The organism is Massilia sp. SYSU DXS3249 (genome assembly GCF_053668055.1).
In genome coordinates, this window is sequence record NZ_JBSIPX010000001.1 from 155,913 (window position 1) to 174,760 (window position 18,848).

Annotated in this window: 15 protein-coding genes; 6 read left to right on the top strand and 9 right to left on the bottom strand. The window is 67.1% G+C overall.

The window, feature by feature from the left end; all coding sequences use genetic code 11:
- Positions 1-39 precede the first annotated feature (39 nt).
- Positions 40-1,530 (bottom strand): aryl-sulfate sulfotransferase, encoded by a 1,491-nt coding sequence (locus ACWCIA_RS00740; protein ID WP_454160025.1) that lies wholly within the window; start codon positions 1,528-1,530, stop codon positions 40-42.
- 246 nt (positions 1,531-1,776) lie between these two features.
- Here ACWCIA_RS00740 and ACWCIA_RS00745 point away from each other — a divergent pair, with 246 nt between their 5' ends.
- Positions 1,777-4,272, top strand: a complete 2,496-nt coding sequence (locus ACWCIA_RS00745) for a heavy metal translocating P-type ATPase (RefSeq protein WP_454160027.1) — start codon at positions 1,777-1,779, stop codon at positions 4,270-4,272.
- A 78-nt stretch (positions 4,273-4,350) separates the two neighbouring features.
- Here ACWCIA_RS00745 and ACWCIA_RS00750 read toward each other — a convergent pair whose 3' ends face one another.
- A complete protein-coding gene (locus ACWCIA_RS00750) occupies positions 4,351-4,908 on the bottom strand; it encodes a hypothetical protein (protein WP_454160029.1) in 558 nt (185 codons plus the stop codon).
- 298 nt (positions 4,909-5,206) lie between these two features.
- Between ACWCIA_RS00750 and ACWCIA_RS00755 the strand changes: the two genes are divergently transcribed.
- Positions 5,207-7,897, top strand: coding sequence for a bifunctional acetate--CoA ligase family protein/GNAT family N-acetyltransferase (locus ACWCIA_RS00755; RefSeq protein WP_454160031.1), 2,691 nt, complete (start codon positions 5,207-5,209; stop codon positions 7,895-7,897).
- Positions 7,898-8,292: 395 nt separating this feature from the next.
- Here ACWCIA_RS00755 and ACWCIA_RS00760 read toward each other — a convergent pair whose 3' ends face one another.
- The 4 genes from ACWCIA_RS00760 to ACWCIA_RS00775 form a co-directional block, all read right to left on the bottom strand.
- Positions 8,293-9,318, bottom strand: coding sequence for an IS110 family transposase (locus tag ACWCIA_RS00760; protein ID WP_454160033.1), 1,026 nt, complete (start codon positions 9,316-9,318; stop codon positions 8,293-8,295).
- A 189-nt stretch (positions 9,319-9,507) separates the two neighbouring features.
- Positions 9,508-10,755 carry a DEAD/DEAH box helicase gene (locus ACWCIA_RS00765; RefSeq protein ID WP_454160035.1) on the bottom strand — a complete coding sequence of 416 codons (1,248 nt, stop codon included), beginning with the start codon at positions 10,753-10,755 and terminating at the stop codon, positions 9,508-9,510.
- Between the two features lie 84 nt (positions 10,756-10,839).
- Positions 10,840-10,965, bottom strand: coding sequence for a hypothetical protein (locus tag ACWCIA_RS00770; protein WP_454160037.1), 126 nt, complete (start codon positions 10,963-10,965; stop codon positions 10,840-10,842).
- 65 nt (positions 10,966-11,030) lie between these two features.
- Positions 11,031-11,705, bottom strand: coding sequence for a hypothetical protein (locus ACWCIA_RS00775; protein ID WP_454160039.1), 675 nt, complete (start codon positions 11,703-11,705; stop codon positions 11,031-11,033).
- 193 nt (positions 11,706-11,898) lie between these two features.
- Here ACWCIA_RS00775 and ACWCIA_RS00780 point away from each other — a divergent pair, with 193 nt between their 5' ends.
- Positions 11,899-12,399: a hypothetical protein gene (locus ACWCIA_RS00780; protein ID WP_454160040.1), complete on the top strand. Its 501-nt coding sequence runs from the start codon at positions 11,899-11,901 to the stop codon at positions 12,397-12,399.
- A 92-nt stretch (positions 12,400-12,491) separates the two neighbouring features.
- A complete protein-coding gene (locus ACWCIA_RS00785; protein ID WP_454160042.1) occupies positions 12,492-13,793 on the top strand; it encodes an NAD(P)/FAD-dependent oxidoreductase in 1,302 nt (433 codons plus the stop codon).
- A gap of 53 nt (positions 13,794-13,846) precedes the next feature.
- On the opposite strand, the gene ACWCIA_RS00790 is transcribed toward ACWCIA_RS00785, so the two are convergent.
- Entirely contained in the window at positions 13,847-14,563 is a 717-nt protein-coding gene (locus ACWCIA_RS00790; protein ID WP_454160043.1) for a sensor histidine kinase, read from the bottom strand.
- A gap of 191 nt (positions 14,564-14,754) precedes the next feature.
- Here ACWCIA_RS00790 and ACWCIA_RS00795 point away from each other — a divergent pair, with 191 nt between their 5' ends.
- Positions 14,755-15,222 carry a hemerythrin domain-containing protein gene (locus tag ACWCIA_RS00795; RefSeq protein ID WP_454160044.1) on the top strand — a complete coding sequence of 156 codons (468 nt, stop codon included), beginning with the start codon at positions 14,755-14,757 and terminating at the stop codon, positions 15,220-15,222.
- A 74-nt stretch (positions 15,223-15,296) separates the two neighbouring features.
- Here ACWCIA_RS00795 and ACWCIA_RS00800 read toward each other — a convergent pair whose 3' ends face one another.
- Positions 15,297-16,919, bottom strand: a complete 1,623-nt coding sequence (locus tag ACWCIA_RS00800; RefSeq protein WP_454160046.1) for a response regulator — start codon at positions 16,917-16,919, stop codon at positions 15,297-15,299.
- Between the two features lie 264 nt (positions 16,920-17,183).
- Between ACWCIA_RS00800 and ACWCIA_RS00805 the strand changes: the two genes are divergently transcribed.
- Positions 17,184-17,633, top strand: a complete 450-nt coding sequence (locus ACWCIA_RS00805; protein WP_454160047.1) for a hypothetical protein — start codon at positions 17,184-17,186, stop codon at positions 17,631-17,633.
- A 146-nt stretch (positions 17,634-17,779) separates the two neighbouring features.
- Here ACWCIA_RS00805 and ACWCIA_RS00810 read toward each other — a convergent pair whose 3' ends face one another.
- Complete coding sequence (locus ACWCIA_RS00810) at positions 17,780-18,769, bottom strand: diguanylate cyclase domain-containing protein (protein ID WP_454160049.1); 990 nt, start codon at positions 18,767-18,769, stop codon at positions 17,780-17,782.
- Between the last annotated feature and the right edge of the window lie 79 nt (positions 18,770-18,848).

Genomic DNA, 18,848 nt, shown 5'->3' on the forward strand with positions numbered 1-18,848 from the left:
TTCCACAAAAGCAGCCGCGGAGGCCCGCGGGCTGGCCGGCTAGTGCAACGTCAGCGCGGAGAAATCAAGCGGTTTGCCGATGAAAGCGGTGTCGCATCCGTTGGTCGGGTAGTCGAAATCGAATGCCACCGCGCCCGCTTCGTCCACGCCTATGAGCCGGACCCGCGTGCCTGCCTCCGCCAGCGAGTAGGTCACAAGGTAATGCCCGGGCGTGCTTTCGTACACACTCGAGCAATACTGCGAGGCGATCGCCGGCGTCGGGGCGTAGCTCCAGGTTTCGCGGGCGGTGCGGGCTGTCTCGTCGATCGCATAGCGCGAGGGCGTGGCGAAGTCGCGCGACAGGCCGCGTGGCGCACCGGCCGGCTGGTTGTCGCTGGCGGCGCCGTTGTTGAACAGAAGCAGTTCGCCGTTCGCCGCGATCGACAGCGAGTGCTGCCCGATCGGCGCCTTGCCCGACGTGAGCTTCAGCGCCAGTGCCCGCAGCGAGGGATAGTTGACATACCAGTCCTTGGTGGTATCGCCCAGCAGCCAGCGGATGCGGCCGGTCGCGTAATCGATCTTGACGACAAAATGCTCGCGGCTGGAAATGAGCAGCGAGTCGTCCGCCGCCACATAGATGGCGGAATTCATGTGGAACCAGTCGATGCCGTCGCGTACGAACCCGGACGGATCGTCGCCGCCGGCGCGCATCGCCGCGCGGAAGATGGCGGCCATGTCCCACTCCTTCAGCACCTCGCCCTGGGGACTGATTTCGGCGAGGATGGACTCGATGCGCGGCACGCCGCCCTCGAGCGCGTCGAGCTCCGCCAGCAGGCCTGCCTTGCCCCGCGCCAGGTCGTGGTGGAAGTTTGTGTAGCGCGTCGACGCGAGCGGCGTCGTGGCATAGGTGCCGTCGAGTTCGACGCGGAAGAGTTCGGGCGTGGTCGCGCTGCCGACCAGGAAGGCGTCGCCGGCGAAGGTCGCAGTGTACGAATTGGCCGGGCCGGCGCCGAGCCAGCGCAGGTTGCCGTCGGTATCGACAACGGCCGGGCTGGTAATGGCATTCTGGAGCAGGACGTAGTCGACTCCGGGTGCGGCGCCGGCCGTGAGCGGTGTGCGCAGCCGCGGCGCCAGGTAGACGTCCGCCGGCCCGGAATAGGCGGGCGTGGCCACGGTCAGCCGCTCGACATGGGTGGAGCCGTCGCGGAAGCCGGCGGTGAGCGTGACGGTGTTCTGGTGGCTCGCATACAGGCCGAAGAGGGCGAGCCGGAGCTGCTTGTCGCCCGCCCGCCAGGCACCCTTGCGTTCGAGCCAGGCGCGCGAGTAGGTCACTGTGACCGGCCTGGAGACGGTGCCCGGCTTGGGCGCTACCAGGAAGGATACGCGGTCGAGCTCGGCTATATCGTCGAGCCCGAGGACCACATGCGCAATGAAGGGCGTGGCTCCCGGGGATTGCCCGAGGACGGCGACGCCGGCTTTCTCGGCCTCGGTATCGTCGAGTTCGTCCAGCTTGCTGCAGGCCGCGGCCAGCAGGCAGGCGAACAGCACCATACAATTGCGTAGATTGCGGAGTAAAAACCGGTTCGAGAGATTCATGCATCCTCCGGGGGCGCGGCCAATGGAAAAAACCGGGGCAAATACCGACGAGTCAAGGCTTCGATGGATAGCCCAGCCATTAGTTCGCGCGACCGGTGCGCGCAACCGATGGGCTCAATCGAACGCCGATTCATGTGGCGCTTGACCTTCCCACAATGGGAAGGCATATGCTGGACGAATCGCAAGGAGCACAACACCACTATGAGCAACACCGTCCAACAGCACGCCGGGAGCGGCCCGGCCAGTTCCGCGAACAGTTCCGCGAACAGTTTCGACATTGCAGGCATGACCTGCGCGTCCTGCGTCGCCCGTGTCGAGCGGGCACTGTGCGCAGTCGAGGGCGTCGACGCGGCCAGCGTCAACCTGGCGACCGAACGCGCCACCGTGCAGGGCCGGGCAGCCCCGGAAGCCATCGTCGCGGCGGTGCGCGCGGCCGGCTACGAGGCTGCGCCGACCCCGGAGACCCGGCCCACGGCCGCGGCGCAGCCGGCAAGCGTTTTCCCCTGGCGCCTGGCGCTGGCGGCGCTGCTCACCGCGCCGCTGCTGGCGCCGATGCTGGGCGAACTCGTCGGTGCCCGCATCGCGCTGCCCGGATGGCTGCAGTGGCTGCTGGCCACGCCCGTCCAGTTCTGGCTCGGCGCGCGCTTTTATCGCGCCGGCTGGAAGGCGCTGCGCGCCGGCAGCGGCAACATGGACCTGCTGGTCGCCATCGGCACGAGCGCGGCCTACGGACTCTCGGTCTGGCTGTGGCTGACCGGCACCACACATGGCCATGGCGCGGTCCACCTGTACTTCGAATCTTCGGCGACCGTGATCACCCTGGTCCTGCTCGGCAAGTGGCTGGAGACGCGCGCGAAGGGGCAGACCCTGGCGGCGATCCGGGCGCTCGAAGCGCTGCGCCCGACCCGGGCCACGGTGCGGCGCGCGGGCGTCGACAGCGCGGTCGCGGTCGAGGACTTGCGCGTCGGCGACCAGCTTGTCGTGCGGCCGGGCGAGCGCGTCGCCGCCGACGGCCGGGTGCTGGAAGGCCGCAGCCATCTCGACGAGTCGCTCCTGACCGGCGAAAGCCTGCCGGTGGCAAAAATGCCCGGCTCGCGCGTCACCGGCGGCGCCGTGAACGCCGACGGCTTGCTGCTGGTCGAGGTGACGGCCGTTGGCGCGGCGACGATGCTGTCGCAGATCATCCGCCAGGTCGAGGATGCGCAGGCGGTCAAGGCGCCGGTCCAGCGCCTGGTGGACCGGGTCAGCGCCGTGTTCGTGCCGGCCGTCCTGCTGGTGTCGCTGCTCACCTTCGTCGGCTGGGGCCTGGCCACCGGCGACTGGCAGCAGGCACTGCTCAATGCGGTGGCGGTGCAGGTGATCGCCTGCCCGTGCGCGCTGGGGCTGGCGACGCCGACCGCGATCATGGTCGGCACCGGCGCCGCGGCGCGCCATGGCATCCTGATCCAGGACGCCGAGGCGCTCGAAAAGGCGCATGCGGTGGACACGGTCGTCTTCGACAAGACCGGTACGCTGACCGAAGGCCGGCCGCAGGTAGTGGCGGTGGAACCGGCAGCCGCGGACAGCACGCAGGAACTGCTGGCGCTGGCCTGGGCCGTGCAGCAGGGCAGCAGCCATCCGCTCGCCGCCGCGGTGGCCGCGCATGCGCGGGAGGCGGGCGCCGTGCTGCAGGCGGCCGGCGCTGCGCGGGCGCTGCCGGGGCGCGGTGTGCAGGCCGATGTGGGCGGCGCGACGGTCTATCTCGGCAACGCGCGCCTGCTGGAGGAACTCGGCGCACCAGGCCGGATGCTGCGCGGCGCCGAGAGCCACGAGGCTCAGGGCCGCACCGTGTCGTGGCTGGCGCGCGGCAAACCCGGGGAACTCGAAGTGCTCGGCCTGATCGCCTTCGGCGACCGGGTCAAGGACGGCGCGCGGCAAGCGGTGGCACGCCTGAAGGCCATGGGCGTCACACCAATCATGCTGACCGGGGATAATGCGGGCGCCGCGCGCGCGGTCGCAAAAACGCTCGGCATCGAACGCTACCTGGCCGGCATGCTGCCCGACGGGAAGGCGCAGGCCGTGCGCGATGCGATGGGCGAGGGGCGTGCCGTGGCGATGGTCGGCGACGGCATCAACGACGCGCCGGCGCTGGCCGCGGCCGACGTCGGCATCGCCATGGCGGGCGGCACCGACGTCGCGATGCACACGGCCGGCATCACGCTGATGCGCGGCGACCCGCGCCTGGTGGCGGACGCCATCGACGTCTCGCAGCGCACCTGGCGCAAGATCCGCCAGAACCTGGGCTGGGCCTTTGCCTATAACCTGGTCGGCATCCCGCTGGCGGCGCTGGGCATGCTCAACCCGATGCTGGCGGGCGCCGCGATGGCGCTCAGTTCCGTCAGCGTCGTTACCAATGCGCTCCTGCTGCGCGGCTGGCAGCCGGCGGCAGGGCACACGAGCGAAGGCGCACAGGCGCCGGAAGCACCACTACAGCCACAAGGAGAGAAACCGATGTATGAACTGACTGTCGAAGGCATGAGCTGCGGCCACTGCGTGGGCCGCGTGACGAAAACCGTGCAGGGACTGGACGAGCACGCGAAGGTGGAGGTCGACCTGGCGACCAAGAAAGTACGCATCGACAGCGGCGCCGACCTGGAGCGGATCGCTGCGGCGATCGACGAGGCGGGGTATCCGGTGACGGAGCGCAAGGCAGCCTGACCAGAAGCCCTGTGACGCAGACGGTCCGTCGCGGCAGGCAAGGGCCGCGACGGCGACTGTGTTTCGGCGGGCTTGCGTTTAGCTGCCTTTGCAGCCGTCTTTGCAGCAAGGCATGTCGCAGCACGCGCCGCTCCCGGCCGCACTTGCCATCGGGCCGCCGGCGCTCTGCGACGCGCCGTGCCCGGATTGTGCAGGAGACGCCGCAGCCATCGCCATGCCAGCGTGGGTACCGTGGCCGGCAGCCGGCCTGGCTCCGGGCGCGATGCAGGAACCGGCGCCTTGCGCATCGCTCATCCCCATACCCTTGTCCATGCCTTTGCAGCAACCGCAAGCGCCTTTCGAGGCTGTCATGGCATGCGCCATGCCCGCATGGGCGGCCTGGCCCGCAGCCGGCTTGGCCCTGGGCGCCATGCAGGATGCGGCGCCTTGCGCGTCACCCATACCCTGGCCCATGCCTTTACAGCAGGCACAGCCGGCCTTGGCGTCCGGACTGTGCATCTCGTGCCCGGCATGGTGATCGGCGGCATGCGCCTGGTGAGTAGTTTCGTGCTGCCCGGCGGGCACGGTACAGGCGGACATGACGCTGGCCAGCAGGCAGAGGGCGGCCAGGCGGCCGATTGCGTTGGCGATGTTCATGGGATCCTCGTGTGATATGTGGACAAATGCTTACGAGTGTACATGCGGATGGAACGCAGGTATATGGCAGGCCGCGCCGCCGTAGGCGCCGGCCGCGACGCGGCGCGCTGTTCAGTGCGCGCCGCCTTGCGTTCCGGCGGTATCCTTCGACAAGGTCGGTGCGCCTTCCCGGACAGGCAGGCGCCCGCCGAGGCGTTTCCTTTTTCGCGACCAGATAGCACGTGGAGGTGGGGGTGAAGCCAGGTCCAGCAGAGGTGGAATCGAGATCCGGCACGGCAGGCCCGGTCCGGAGGCGCGCATGAGCATCCGCAACCTGAACCGCCTGTTCGCGCCGCGCTCGGTGGCCCTGGTCGGGGCTTCCGAGCGTCCCGGCAGCCTGGGCGCGACCCTGCTGCGCAACCTCACCGCCGGCGGCTTTCGCGGCACGGTGCATCCCGTCAACCCGAAGTACACCGAGCTGGGCGGCCTGCCGGTGGTGGCCAGCGTCGCCGACCTCGCCGCGGCGCCCGACCTGGCCGTGATCTGCACCCCGCCGGCGACGGTGCCGCAGATCATCCGCCAGCTCGGCGAAAAGGGGACGCGCGCCGCCATCGTGCTCAGCGCCGGCCTGGCCGAGGCGCGCGACGAGCGCGGACGCTCGCTCAAGCAGGCCATGCTCGATGCGGCCAATCCCTACCTGCTGCGTATCCTGGGACCCAACAGCGCCGGCCTGCTGGCGCCCGGCCTCGGCCTGAATGCGAGCGTCGCGCACAGCGGCGCGCTGCCCGGACGGATCGCCTTCGTGTCGCAATCGGGCGCCCTGATGACGGGCGTGCTCGACCGGGCGCGCTCGCGCGGCATCGGCTTCTCGCATTTCATCGCGCTGGGCGACTCGGCCGACGTCGACCTGGGCGACGTGCTCGACTATCTCGCCAGCGACGGCGCCACCGGCTCCATCCTGCTGTACGTCGAGAACCTGCGCTATGCGCGCAAGTTCATGTCGGCGGCGCGGGCGGCGGCGCGCAGCAAGCCGACCCTGGTGCTGAAAGCCGGGCGCGGTAGAAACGGGGTGCGCGCCGCGGCCAGCGAGAGCGGCGCCCTGGCCGGCATGGACGACGTATTCGAGGCCGCGATCCGGCGCGCCGGCATGCTGCGCGTCTACACCACCGAGCAGCTGTTCGCCGCGGTCGAGACGCTGGCCCACGCCCGGCCCCTGCATGGCGAGCGGCTGGCGATCGTCGCCAACGGTGCCGGCCCCGGCGTGCTGGCGGCCGATGCGCTGGTCTGCTGCGGCGGCGCCCTGGCCACGCTGTCGCCGCAGACGGTCGAGCGCCTCGCCGCCGTGCTGCCGCCGGCCGCGCTGCCCGTCAACCCGGCCGACCCCGTCAACCTGTTCGGCAACGCCGCGCCCGAGCGCTACCGCCAGACCCTCGAGATCCTGCTGCAGGACCCGGGCGCCGACGCCGTGCTGGTGATCCATTCGCCGACGGCCACCGTCGCCAGCACCGACATCGCCGAGGCCATCGCGCCGCTCGCCCGCGCTGCCTCGCGCAACGTGCTCTCGTGCTGGCTGGGCGGCGACTCGCTGGCGCCCGCGCGCGAGATCGCCTCGAACGCCGGCATGGCCACCTTCGACACGCCCGAAGATGCTGTCGAGGGCTTCCTGCAGATCGTCCACTACCGCCAGAACCAGCATTTGCTGATGCAGGTGCCGCCCTCGGTCTCGCGCATCGCCGCCAGCGAGCGCGCCGAGGCGCGGGCGCTGGTGAAGGAAGCGCTGGCCAACGGGCGCTACCTGCTGACCGACCCGGAGACGAAGGCCATCCTGCGCGCCTACGGCATGGCGATCGTGGAGACAAGAGGAGCCGCGAACGTCGACGACGCAGTCGCCGCCGCGCGGCATATCGGCTTCCCGGTGGCGGTGAAGATCGTCTCGCCGGACGTGATGCACAAGTCGGACGTGGGCGGCGTGGCGCTCGACCTCGATTCGGAAGCGGCCGTGCGCTCGGCCGCCGAGCGCGTGCGCAAGCGCTTCGGCGAGCTGCGCCCTGACGCGCGCTTCGAGGGCTTTTCGGTGCAGGCGATGGCGCGCCGTCCCGAAGGCCACGAGCTGATCCTGGGCGCCGCCACCGACCCCGTGTTCGGGCCGGTGATCCTGTTCGGCCAGGGCGGCATCGCGGTGCAGGTGGCGAACGACCACGCGGTGGCCCTGCCGCCGCTGAACGCCGTGCTGGCGCGCGACATGGTGGGCCGCACCCGCGTCGCGCGCCTCCTGGCCGGCTACCGCAACCGCCGCCCGGCCGACATGGACGCCATCATGTCGACCCTGGTGCAGGTCTCGCGCCTGGTGTGCGACATCCCGGAAATCGTCGAGCTCGACATCAACCCGCTGCTGGCCGACGCCAGCGGCGCGGTGGTGCTGGACGCGCGCATGCGCCTGGCGATGGCCGACCGCTCGGGCAGCACGCTCGACCGGCTGGCGATCCGGCCCTATCCGCGCGAGCTGGAAGAGACCATCGACTGGAACGGCGGCAAGCTGCTGCTGCGGCCCGTGCGGCCCGAGGACGGCCCGGCCCACCTGAAGTTCTTCGATGCGCTGACGCCCGACGACGTGCGCTACCGGATGTTCGTGCGCATCCGCGAACTGCAGCCCTCGCAGTTGGCGCGCTTCACCCAGATCGACTACGACCGCGAGATGGCCTTCATCGCGACGCGGCCCGGGCCGGACGGGGTGGCCGAAACCCTGGGCGTGGGGAGGGTGGTGGCCGACCCGGACAACGTCAGCGCCGAGTTCGCGGTGACGGTGCGTTCCGACCTCAAGGGACTGGGCCTGGGCAGGATATTGATGAACAAGCTGATCGAGTATTGCCGCATGCGGGGCACGCGCGAGATCGTGGGCGAGGCGCTGCCGCAGAATAACCGGATCATCGGCCTGGTGCGCAAGCTGGGGTTCGAGGTGACGCCGACGGGGGAGGAGGGGGTGCGCAAGTTCAGTTTGCAGCTGAAGTGAAAGGATATTTCATGGGACAGCCAAGGATGAAATATTCTTCCGCGTTGGGCTGGCGCCGGTTGAACGCGTGGGCGGCGCAAGCGTGACATGTGATCAGACACTCGGGTGGACCCGACCACCCTACGTCCTTATATGGACTCCTCCTCGTTTGCAAACAATCCGTCTTCAGGCCGTGAGGTACGACTGCTCACGTATATCCGGTCTCGTACTACCGCACCTGTTCCAGGTGCTGGACCCTGATGGGCTATTCGCGCGCTGACTCCCTATCGCTATCACGGGCTCAGAGGCCTCAGACGTTATCGGGTTTCATCAGCGCCGGTTCGACCTGTTGGCCATCATGCGGCTTGTCATGCAATCGTGGTTCGGATACTTCTTCAGGTATTTCTATAGCTGTGCTACGCGGCTTCAGGTTGGTAGTCAGTACCCTTGGTGAGCATTGCCCAGGCTATCCGGGCCGTCTTGTTCGCCAGCGCTACCGCGGCGATATTCGGGTGTCGCGTCGTCGCGATGCGCATCACCCAAGTGCTCAGTCGATCTGTTTTCGCTTGAGCCGTTCGGATGACGGCTCGGGCACCGTGCACCAGCAAACTGCGCAGATATGCATCGCCGCGCTTGCTAATGCCGAGCAATCGCTCCTTTCCTCCCGAGCTGTTTTGTTTGGGCGTAAGCCCAAACGAAGCAGCCATCTCTCGGCCGTTGGAAAACTGACTTGCGTCTCCAATCGTTGCCAGCAGGGCCGTCGCGGTCAGTGGCCCGATGCCACGCACTTGCTGCAAACGTACAGCCACCGGGTCTTGCCGAGCAATCTGTTCGATCTCCCGGTCAAGTTCTTCGATACGCTCGTCGAAAGCCAGCAGATCTCGCCACAGCCCACGCAACAGCCGACGAAAGCGTTCGCTCAGCCCGTTTTCCTGATCCTCAAGCCAGCGCGGAATTGCCGACCTCAAATGCAGCAGTTCTTTCGGCGCCACCAACCCATATTCGGACGCCAGACCGCGCAGCTGGTTGGCTTTCGCCTTGCGCTGATCCATCAGACCCGAGCGCACCCGGTGTACGGCCTGGATATCCTGCTGCTCGACGGTTTTGACTGCGACAAAACGCATGCTCGGCCGGCTCATCGCTTCACAGATCGCTTCGGCATCGTTCGCGTCGTTCTTGTTGCTCTTGACGTAGGGCTTAACGAACTGCGGAGCGATCAGCTTCACTGTGTATCCCTTTGCCTGTAGCGTCCGGGCCCAGTGGTGCGCGCCGCTACACGCTTCCATCCCGATCTCGCAGCCCGGCTCGATGCTGTCGAGCAGTGTCTTGATCCAGTCACCACGCACCAGCTTGCGCCGCCAGACCACATTTTCTGAGCGGTCTACGCCGTGCAGTTGAAAGACATTCTTTGCCAAATCGACTCCAACGCGGATAAGCTTCATGGTGGACTCCTTCTTTTCCAAACCGGTTGTGTGGAAACTCCAGTTTGGCACTAACGTGTCCTCAGGGGAGGAGGAGTCCATCCCATTGCTGTCGGCGCGTAGGGTGGTCGGCTCCACCGCGACCGTCGAACAAACGGCAAGCAAGCGCCGCCCACGTGTTCAACCAGCCTTCGCTCCCTCGCGCCAACCTCACCGCCTGAACCGCACATCCTCCGTCACCACCTTCATCTCCCCCTTCGGCTTCTTCGGCTTTTTCGGCTTCTTGACGACCTGCCCACCCGCACTCGTCTCCGGCACCCGGTGATCCGGCTCGAACCCGCTTTCCTCGACCCGCTTGAGCACTTGCCCGGTCAGCAGCTCGACGGCCGCCAGCTGCTGCACTTCGTCGGCGCAGACCAGCGAGACCGCCTCCCCGGAGGCGCCGGCGCGGCCCGTGCGGCCGGTGCGGTGCACGTAGTCCTCGGCCACGATCGGCAGGTCGACGTTGACCACCACCGGCAGCTCCTCGATATCGAGGCCGCGGGCGGCGACGTCGGTTGCCACCAGCACTTTTACTTCGCCCGCCTTGAAGCGCTCGAGGGCGCGCAGGCGGGCCGGCTGCGGCTTGTCGCCGTGGATCGAATCGGCGTCGATGCGCTTGGCCTGCAGCAGGTCGACCAGCTCGTCGACGCCCTTGCGCGTCTTCACGAAGGCGAGCACCTGGCCCCAGCCGTGCTTTTTCAGCAGGTGCAGGAAGAGTTCCGGCTTGCGCTTCTTGTCGACCGTGACCACCCACTGCTCGATGGCCTTGACCGTGGTGTTGCGCGGCGCCGTCTCGATGCGGACCGGGTCCTGCAGCAGCCTGTTGGCCAGCGCCCGGATCGTGTCGGAAAAGGTGGCCGAGAACAGCAGGGTCTGGCGGCGTTTCGGCAGCGCGGCCAGGATCTGGTCGAGTTCGCGCGAGAAGCCGAGGTCCAGCATGCGGTCGGCCTCGTCCAGCACCAGCATCTGCACGCCATTCAGCTTGAGCGCGTTCTGCCGATGCAGGTCGAGCAGGCGGCCGGGCGTGGCCACCAGCAGGTCGACGCCCTTGCGCAGCCGCATCATTTGCGGGTTGATGCTGACGCCGCCGTAGGCGACCATGGTGCGCAGCGGCAGGCCGGCGCCGTAGGCCGTGAAGCTGGTGTGCACCTGCTCGGCCAGCTCGCGCGTGGGCACCAGCACCAGCGCCCGCGCCGAGTTCGGCGCCAGCTCCTTGCTGTTCTTGACGAGGCGCTGCAGCAGCGGCAGGGCGAAGCCGGCCGTCTTGCCGGTGCCGGTCTGGGCCGCGGCCATGACGTCGCGTCCGGCCAGCACGGCGGGAATCGCCTGCGACTGGACCGCCGTCGGATTCTTGTAGGCGAGCGTTTCGAGAGTCTGGACGAGCGGGTCGATGAGCCCGAGCGAGTGGAACGACATGTGAACCTTGGGGCGAATGGAAACAGCCGCTAGTGTAGCGTGCGGCGCGCCGGAGGAGAAATCCGGCCCGGCTCGTTCGCCCCGTCAGGAGTCGAGGAAGATGGCGCGCGGCGAGTCGGCGATCGGCTTGACCGGTTCGTTGCGGTCCTTGCAGGCGGTGGCGAGCAGGCAGGCAAGGGCAAGGGCGCTCCAACGCAGGCTACGTTTCATGGCAATCCCTCCTTGGCGTTCATCATAACGAAGCGCGCGCCATCCGTGCGCACCGTTTGCGGTCCTCAGAACGAATACGCGAGGCTCGCCCGCAGCACCGGATACACCTTGTAGTCGGACACGTCGCCGGCGAGGCGCCGCTGCTCGGCGGCCACGTCCTCCGCCAGGCGCTGGCAGAGCGCGCTGAGCACGGTGCAGTTCACGCTGCGCAAGTTGACCCGGGCCGATCCCTGGTGGAACACGCCGAGGTCGGCGCCGAAGCTCCAGCCGCGCTGGCTGGCGAGGGCGTTGCCCCAGCCGATGCCGAGGTAGGGCGCGACCTTGCGGAAGTCGACCTTGCCGACCAGGATGCCGACGTCGGCCGCGTTGTAGCGCGTATTGTTCAGGGTGAAGCTGCCCAGGCCGCCCGGTTCGGCGAGGGCGTCGAACCGGGTGCCGTTGTAGAGCAGGCCGGCGGTCAGGCGAAAGCGGCTGCCGGCGCGCGGATACCAGTCGAGCAGGGCGTCGACGGTCTGCAGCTTGCCGTCGAGCTGGTAATCCACCTGCCCGGATCGTTCGGTGAAGTTGCGCTTGAAGTAATTGACGCCGAGGCGGCCGTTCAGGTTGGCAACCAGCGGCAGCACCAGGTGGGCGCCGACGCCGGTCGAGCCGAGGTCCAGCGTGGCACCGACCTGGGCCGTCGCGCTTGCGGATGCCGCGGCGGCCAGCAGGCCGGCGGCGTAGAGGTGTTTCCGGTTCATGGGAGCCTCGTCGCATAAATGTGCAAGGCCCGATTGTAGCCATGCGAGCGTTGCAGCCTACCCACAACGCATATTCCGCGTTACAACTTGATGCCGGATTGCATCACAGAGTTGTAATTGTGTGTTGCAGCGAACAAAGTTTTCACTCAGTCACTGATACAGTTCGGAAAACATCACAATCAGAGGACCTCTCATGAAATCCCCGATCGCCACCCTTGCCGCCGCTGTTGCCTTGTTCGCCGCCGCGGTCCCTGCCATGGCCCAGACCAACGTCAGCATCAGCGTCGGCCAGCCCGGCTTCTACGGCCGCCTCGACATCGGCGACTTCGGCCCGCCGCCGGTCGTGTACACCCAGCCGGTCATCGTGCGCGAAGTGCGCGAAGTCCGCTACCGCGCCGAGCCGCTCTACCTGCGCGTGCCGCCCGGCCACCGCAAGAACTGGAAGCGCTATTGCGGCCGTTACGATGCCTGCGCGCGCCCGGTCATGTTCGTGCGCGACGACTGGTACACCAACACCTATGCGCCGCGCTACCGCGAACGCCACCACGGCTACCGTGCCGAGCGCCACCACGTCGAGTACCGGGACCACGACCGTCACGACAAGCATGACAAGCGCGACAAGCATGACAAGCACGACAAGCATGGCCGCGGCCATGGCAACGGTCACGGCAACGGCCACGGCCGCGGCCACTGACGGGTCCGCGCGGGCTGCCGCGCACGCCGATTTCGCTCCGGGTGTACACTTGCCGAGTCGCTAATAAAAAAGCGTAACGGACGGAGGACAGCTTGCAGAGCGAAATCGTGATCGTCGGTGGTGGGGCAGGCGGGCTGGAACTGGCCTGCAAACTCGGGCGCAAGCTCGGTCCCTCGAAGGTAATGCTGGTCGACTGCCGGCTTTACCACATCTGGAAACCCTCGCTGCACGAAGTCGCGGCCGGCACGCTCGACATCCACCAGGAGGGCCTGTCTTACCAGATGCTGGCCCACGATAACGGCTTTACTTTCGTCTATGGCCCCATGACGGCCCTCGATACGGGCGCCCATCGCCTGACCGTGGGCCCGGTGCGCGCCGCCGACGGCGAAGACGTGCTGCACGAGCGCCGCATCGATTACGGCTCGCTCGTAATCGCGGTCGGCAGCACCGCGAACTACTTCGGCGTGCCCGGCGCACGCGAACACACCATTTCCCTGAACGTCACCGAGGACGCCGAGCGCTTCCGCCTGCGCCTGCTGCGCCTGATGGCCGTGGCCGAGCAGACCCGCGAAGAGAAGGGCGGCGGCGAGCCGCTCGACGTCGTCATCATCGGCGGCGGCGCCACCGGCGTCGAACTCGCGGCCGAACTGCGCGAAGCCTCCGGCGTGTATGCCACCTATGGCTTCTCGCGCCTGCAGGTCAAGCGCGACGTGCGCATCACCCTGCTCGAAGGCGCGCCGCGCATCCTGGCGCCGCTGCCCGAACGGGTCTCCGCCGCGGCGCTGAAACTGCTCAACGAGCGCGGCATCAGCGTCGTCACCGACTGCCGCGTCACCCGCATCGAGCCGCACGCCGTCACCGACAACGAAGGCAACGTCTACCCGGCCAGCCTGTGCGTCTGGGCGGCCGGCATCCGCGCACCGGAATTCCTCGGCAACCTCGGGCTGCCGACCAACAAGGGCGGCCAGATCGAAGTCGACGCCCACCTGCGCGTGCCCGGCGTGCCGGACGTGTATGCGCTGGGCGACTGCGCGGCCTGCATCGACGGTTCCGGCAAGCCGGTGCCGCCGCGTGCCCAGGCGGCGCACCAGCAGGCCGACTACCTGCTCAAGGGCTTCCTGCGCCGCGCGCAGGGCAAGCCGGCGGTCGACAAACCCTACGCCTACAAGGACTACGGCTCGCTCGTTTCGCTGGGCAAGACGACCAGCGTCGGCAACCTGATGGGTTCGCTACGCGGCTCGAGCTGGTTCGTCGAAGGGATGATGGCGCGCCTGATGTACACCAGCCTGCACCTGATGCACCACCAGGCCGTGCTGGGGTCGATGCGCACCGGGGTGCTGGCGCTGGCACGCTTCCTGATCCGCCGGACGACGCCGCTGGTGAAGTTGCATTGAGTTCGCAGGGTGGGCACTTGTGCCCACGCTGCATGTCCACCCTACATCAGCCCTCAGGCCGGCAAATGCCTCGGCAGCGTCATCGTCAGCATGGCGCCACCTTCGGCCCCCTGCGAAAGGCGCAGGCTGCCTCCCAGCGCCCGCGCGCGCTCGCGCAGCAGGCGCAGGCCGTGGCAGTGCAGCGACTCGGGCGAAGGCGGACGGGCCAGGCCGACGCCGTTGTCGCGCACCGTCAGCATCAGTTGATCGCCGTCGTCATCCAGGATCACCTCGACGCGGCTGGCCTGCGCATGGCAGCGTGCATTGCGCAAGCCTTCCTCGGCGCAGCGCAGCAGGGCCACGTTCTGGGCGCGGGTATAGGCGTCGTCGTCGTCCGGCAGGCTGGCGCGGGCTTCGAGCCCGTGCTCCTGGCCGAATTCGGCCACCAGTTCCGCCAGCGCCGCCTTGATGCCGAGGAATTCGAGCTTGTCGTTCCACAGCGTCAGCTGCACCTTGCGGTTGGTTTCGATGATGCCGTTCAGCAGGGTCTTCATCTGGGCCGCGCGGTCGAGCGCCTTGGGGTCGAGCAGGCCCTTCGAGAGCAGCCCGAGGTGCATGGTCAGCGCCGTCATCGACGAGCCCAGGCTGTCGTGGAGCTTGCGCGCGAGCAGGCGCCGGTCGTCGTCCCAGCAGCTCATCAGGTGGGCGACGAGCTCGGTCAGTTCGGCGGTGCGTTCTGCAACCAGCCGTTCCAGTTCCGGGTCGGGGTGTTGCGGTGCCGGTGCGGTCATTGTGGGCTCGGTTGAATGTTTCCCAAATCATACAACAGCTTGGTCCGGGAAGTGCGCACGGCGAGGCCCGGGCACAGCAGGAGGATGCACGCTGCCGTGCGAGCGTGCGCTGCCGAACGGTCGCGCGGCGCGTTTCGGACGATGCTGGAGCCCTGGACGTCTTGTTAATACTTTAACTTCAGGGAGTTTCCATGCCGAACAATACCAGCGCCGCCGTCGATGCAGTCGAACTGCTGACCAAGCAACACCGCGAAGTCGAGGAAATGTTCGAACGCTTCGAAAACATGACCGACCGCGCCAAGGTCAGCAAGAAAAAACTCGCCGACGAGATTTGCAATGCACTGATCATGCACACCACGATCGAAGAAGAAATCTTCTACCCGGCCACCCGCGAAGCGAGCGACGACACCGAAGACATGGTCGACGAGGCCGTCGTCGAGCACGCCTCGGCCAAGGACCTGATCGCACAGATCATGGAGATGGATCCGGGCGACGACCTGTACGACGCGAAAGTCAAAGTGCTGTCCGAGATGGTCGAGCACCACGTCGAGGAAGAAGAGAAGGAAATGTTCCCGAAAACCCGCGAGCTCAAGCTCGACCTGGTGGCGCTGGGACAGGAAATGCAGGCGCGCCAGCAGGAGATCGAAGCCTCGCAGTAAGGGGCCGTACAGAAACGGAAAAGGCCGCAGGGCGCGAGCGCGCCGTGCGGCCTTTTTTTATCGGCCAGGAATGCTCAGCCGGTTGTCGGCAGGGCCGCCGGCTCGCCGAGCGCGCCCAGCAGCTGGGTGATGTCCACCGGCTTCACCAGGTGCATGTCGAAACCCGCTTCCAGCACGCGGCGCTGGTCCTCGGCCAGGCCGTAGCCGGTGAGGGCGATCAGGCGCATGGCGCTGGTGGCGGCGTTCGCACGCAGGCGGCGCGCCACTTCGTAGCCGTCGATGCCGGGCAGGCCGATGTCGACCAGGGCCACGGTCGGCAGGTGGGCGGTGGCCAGCGCCACGCCATCGAGGCCGTCGCCCGATTGCAGCACCGGATAGCCATAGACCTCGAGCATGGTCGCCATCATCTCGCGGCCGTCCTCGTTGTCCTCGATCAGGAGCACGGCCGGGCGGCTGCTGGACTCTTCCGGCTTGTCGAAGCTCGGCGCCGGCAGCTGCGGCGCCTGGGCGCGCGGCAGGCGGATGGTGAAGGCGCTGCCGTCGCCGGCGCCGCCGCTGGTCGCGCTGACGCTGCCGCCATGCAGTTCCACCAGGCGGCGCACCAGCGACAGGCCAATGCCGAGCCCGCCCTGGGCGCGGTCGAGGCTGATCGTGCCCTGCACGAAGACGTCGAACACATGCGGCAGCAGGTCGGCGGCAATGCCGACGCCGGTGTCGCGCACGCACAGGAGGACGTCCTCGCCCTCGGCGCCGATCGTGATGTCGATCGTGCCGCCGGCGGGCGTGTACTTGAGCGCGTTGTCGATCAGGTTGGTCGCCACCTGTTCCAGGCGGGTCGGGTCGCCGTCGACCCAGTTCGGCGCGAGGTCGACGTTGATGCGGTAGCCGCCGGTGCGGCCGGTGGCGCGGAAGGTGTCGAGGCAGGCGCCGACCAGGCTGGCCAGGTCGACCGGCTTACGCGCCAGCAGGATCTTGCCCGACATCGCGCGCGACAGGTCGAGCAGGTCGTCGACGATGCGCGACAGGTGCTGGCTCTGGCGCTGGATGATCTGGCGCGCACGGCTGCCCATCTCGGCGGGCGCGCCCGGCATGTCGATCAGCGCGGCGGCGCTGGAAATGGCCGACAGCGGGTTGCGCAGCTCGTGGCCCAGCATGGCCAGGAATTCGTCCTTCTGGTGGCTCTTGCGCTCGGCGGCCTGGCGCTCCTCGATCTCGCTCATCAGGCGCTCGTTGGTGGCCGTCAGCTCGAGCGTGCGCTGCGAAAGCTTGTCGGCCTGGCGGCGCAATTGCTCGTTCTTGTTGGCCAGGGCCACGAAGACCGAGACCTTGGCGTGCAGGATCTGCGGGATGACCGGGGTGAACAGGAAGTCGGCGGCGCCGCGCTGGTAGGCCTTCAGGCGGTCGATCTCGTCGGCCAGGAAGGCCGTGACAAAGATAATCGGGATGTCGGCCGAGCGCGCGCGCTGGTGGATCGCCTCGGCGGTTTCGAAGCCGTCCATGCCGGGCATGTTGACGTCGAGGATGATGACCGCGAAATCGTGCAGCAGCACCTGGCGCAGCGCTTCCTGGCCCGAACGCGCGGCCAGTACCTCATAGCCGGTTTCGTGCGCCCATTGGTCGAGCAGGCTGGTCAGGGCCAGCAGGCTTGCGGCATCGTCATTGACGACCAGAATCTTGGGTTTGTCGGTTGTGGACACGTCGTTCCTGCTGCGTTCGTCGGATGGGCGGTACTGCTGCCGGTTCGAAAGGATAGCAGACGGCGCCCTGTTTTCCAAAGTAAAGACAAGCTTTGGTGTTACAAATGATAGCACGGCAATTTACGATGTCCGCCGGCAATCGTGCGGGGTGTTGTTTGCGTGTTCGACAGCGCACATACGGGGCTGGCACCCTATGCGATAGTGGAACCGTGACCCGTTCAAGCTTGTCAACGAAGAACCGGCCGCTTACTTGAAAGGACAAAAATGAACATCAATGAAATCGTGAACGAGCAGTACCACGGAAAGTCCCTGCACGAGCTGGTCGACAGTCCGGTCACGGCGCTCAAGGGCATCGGCGAGAAAGAGGCGAAGGCGCTGCAGGAGGGCCTCGGCGTGAGCACCATCCGCGAGCTTTCCCAGCTCAAGTTCATCACCCATGCCGTGGCGATCGAAATGATGGCCAGCGTCGAACGTCCAATGGGCATCGGCGCCAAGGAAACCCTGCTCGACGACGCCGTCGAAATGACCTTCCCGGCCAGCGATCCGATCTCGGTCGATTCGGGCATCACTCGTATCGAAGTGGCGCCGGACAAGGTCGACGCCAGCCGCGACCACCAGGGCGCCGGCGCGATCGCCGCGCATAACCAGGAAGCGTGCGGGCAGGCGAATGTGGGGACCAGGGACACCGAATCGAAGGATATCGGCACGGCTTGATTGTTTGCTGCCCTGAACCGGCGCACCGATCCGCAGCAATGCGGTGACGTGCGCCGTTGTCGTTTACAGCTTGAATGATCGCGAGCGTAGGGTGGACTCGTCAATGAAACCGGGGGCTTCATTGACGAGTCCACCCTACAACATGATTAACGATGCGGCGCCAGCTCCGCGGCCTGCTTGGCCACCGGCTTGACCGCCACGGCGCGCGAACCGGCCGTCGAGCAGAAGCGGTTCTTGCCCGCGCGCTTGGCTTCGTACAGCGCGTAGTCGGCGATGCTGATCAGGGCGTCGACCGATTCGGCGTCGTCCGGATAGATGCTGATGCCGATCGAGGTCGACAGGCGCAGGGTGAGGTCGTTGATGAAGAAGGGCTCGGACAGGGTCTCGACCAGCTTGGCGGCCGGCCCCTGGGCGTCGGCCAGGCTGTGGATGTCGCCCAGCACGACCATGAATTCGTCGCCGCCGAGGCGTGCGACCGTGTCTTCCTTGCGCGACGAGGCCAGCAAGCGCTGCGAGACCATTTTCAGGATCTCGTCGCCGTAGGCGTGGCCATAGGTGTCGTTGATCGCCTTGAAGCCGTCCAGGTCGAGGTACATGATGGCCGCCTTGGCGTGGCTGCGGTTCGCGTGCTGCAGGGCGGTTTCGATGCGGTCCTCGAGCAGGCGGCGGTTCGGCAGGCCGGTGAGGGCGTCGTGCAGGGCCAGTTCCTGCTGGGCGCGGCTGTACTGCGCGAGTTCTTTATAGAGCAGGCGCACTTCCAGCATATTGTGGATGCGCTTGTGAACCTCCAGCAAGTCGAACGGCTTGCTGATGAAGTCGCGGGCGCCGGCTTCCAGCGCCGCGATCTTGAAACTCGGTTGCGCTGTCAGCGCCAGTACCGGCAGGTAGCCGCCTTTTTCGATTTCCTTCAGGCTCTTCATGACCTGGAAGCCGTTCAGCCCCGGCATCTGCAGGTCGAGCAGGATCAGGTCGTAGTTGTGCTCGCGGTGCAGCGGGCAGACTTGCTCCGGCTCCATGGTCGAGCTCACATTACTGTAGCCCTCTTCGCGCAATATCTCTTCCATCAGCTCGATATTGTCTGGCGAATCGTCTACGACCAGGATCTTGGCGTTCAAAATTTCTTGTCTGCTCGGCATGCTTCTTCTCGTCGAAATAGGTACTGGATGGAAACAAATTTCATTGAAGTAATCCAACTTTCCCACTTCAAGTAGTCTA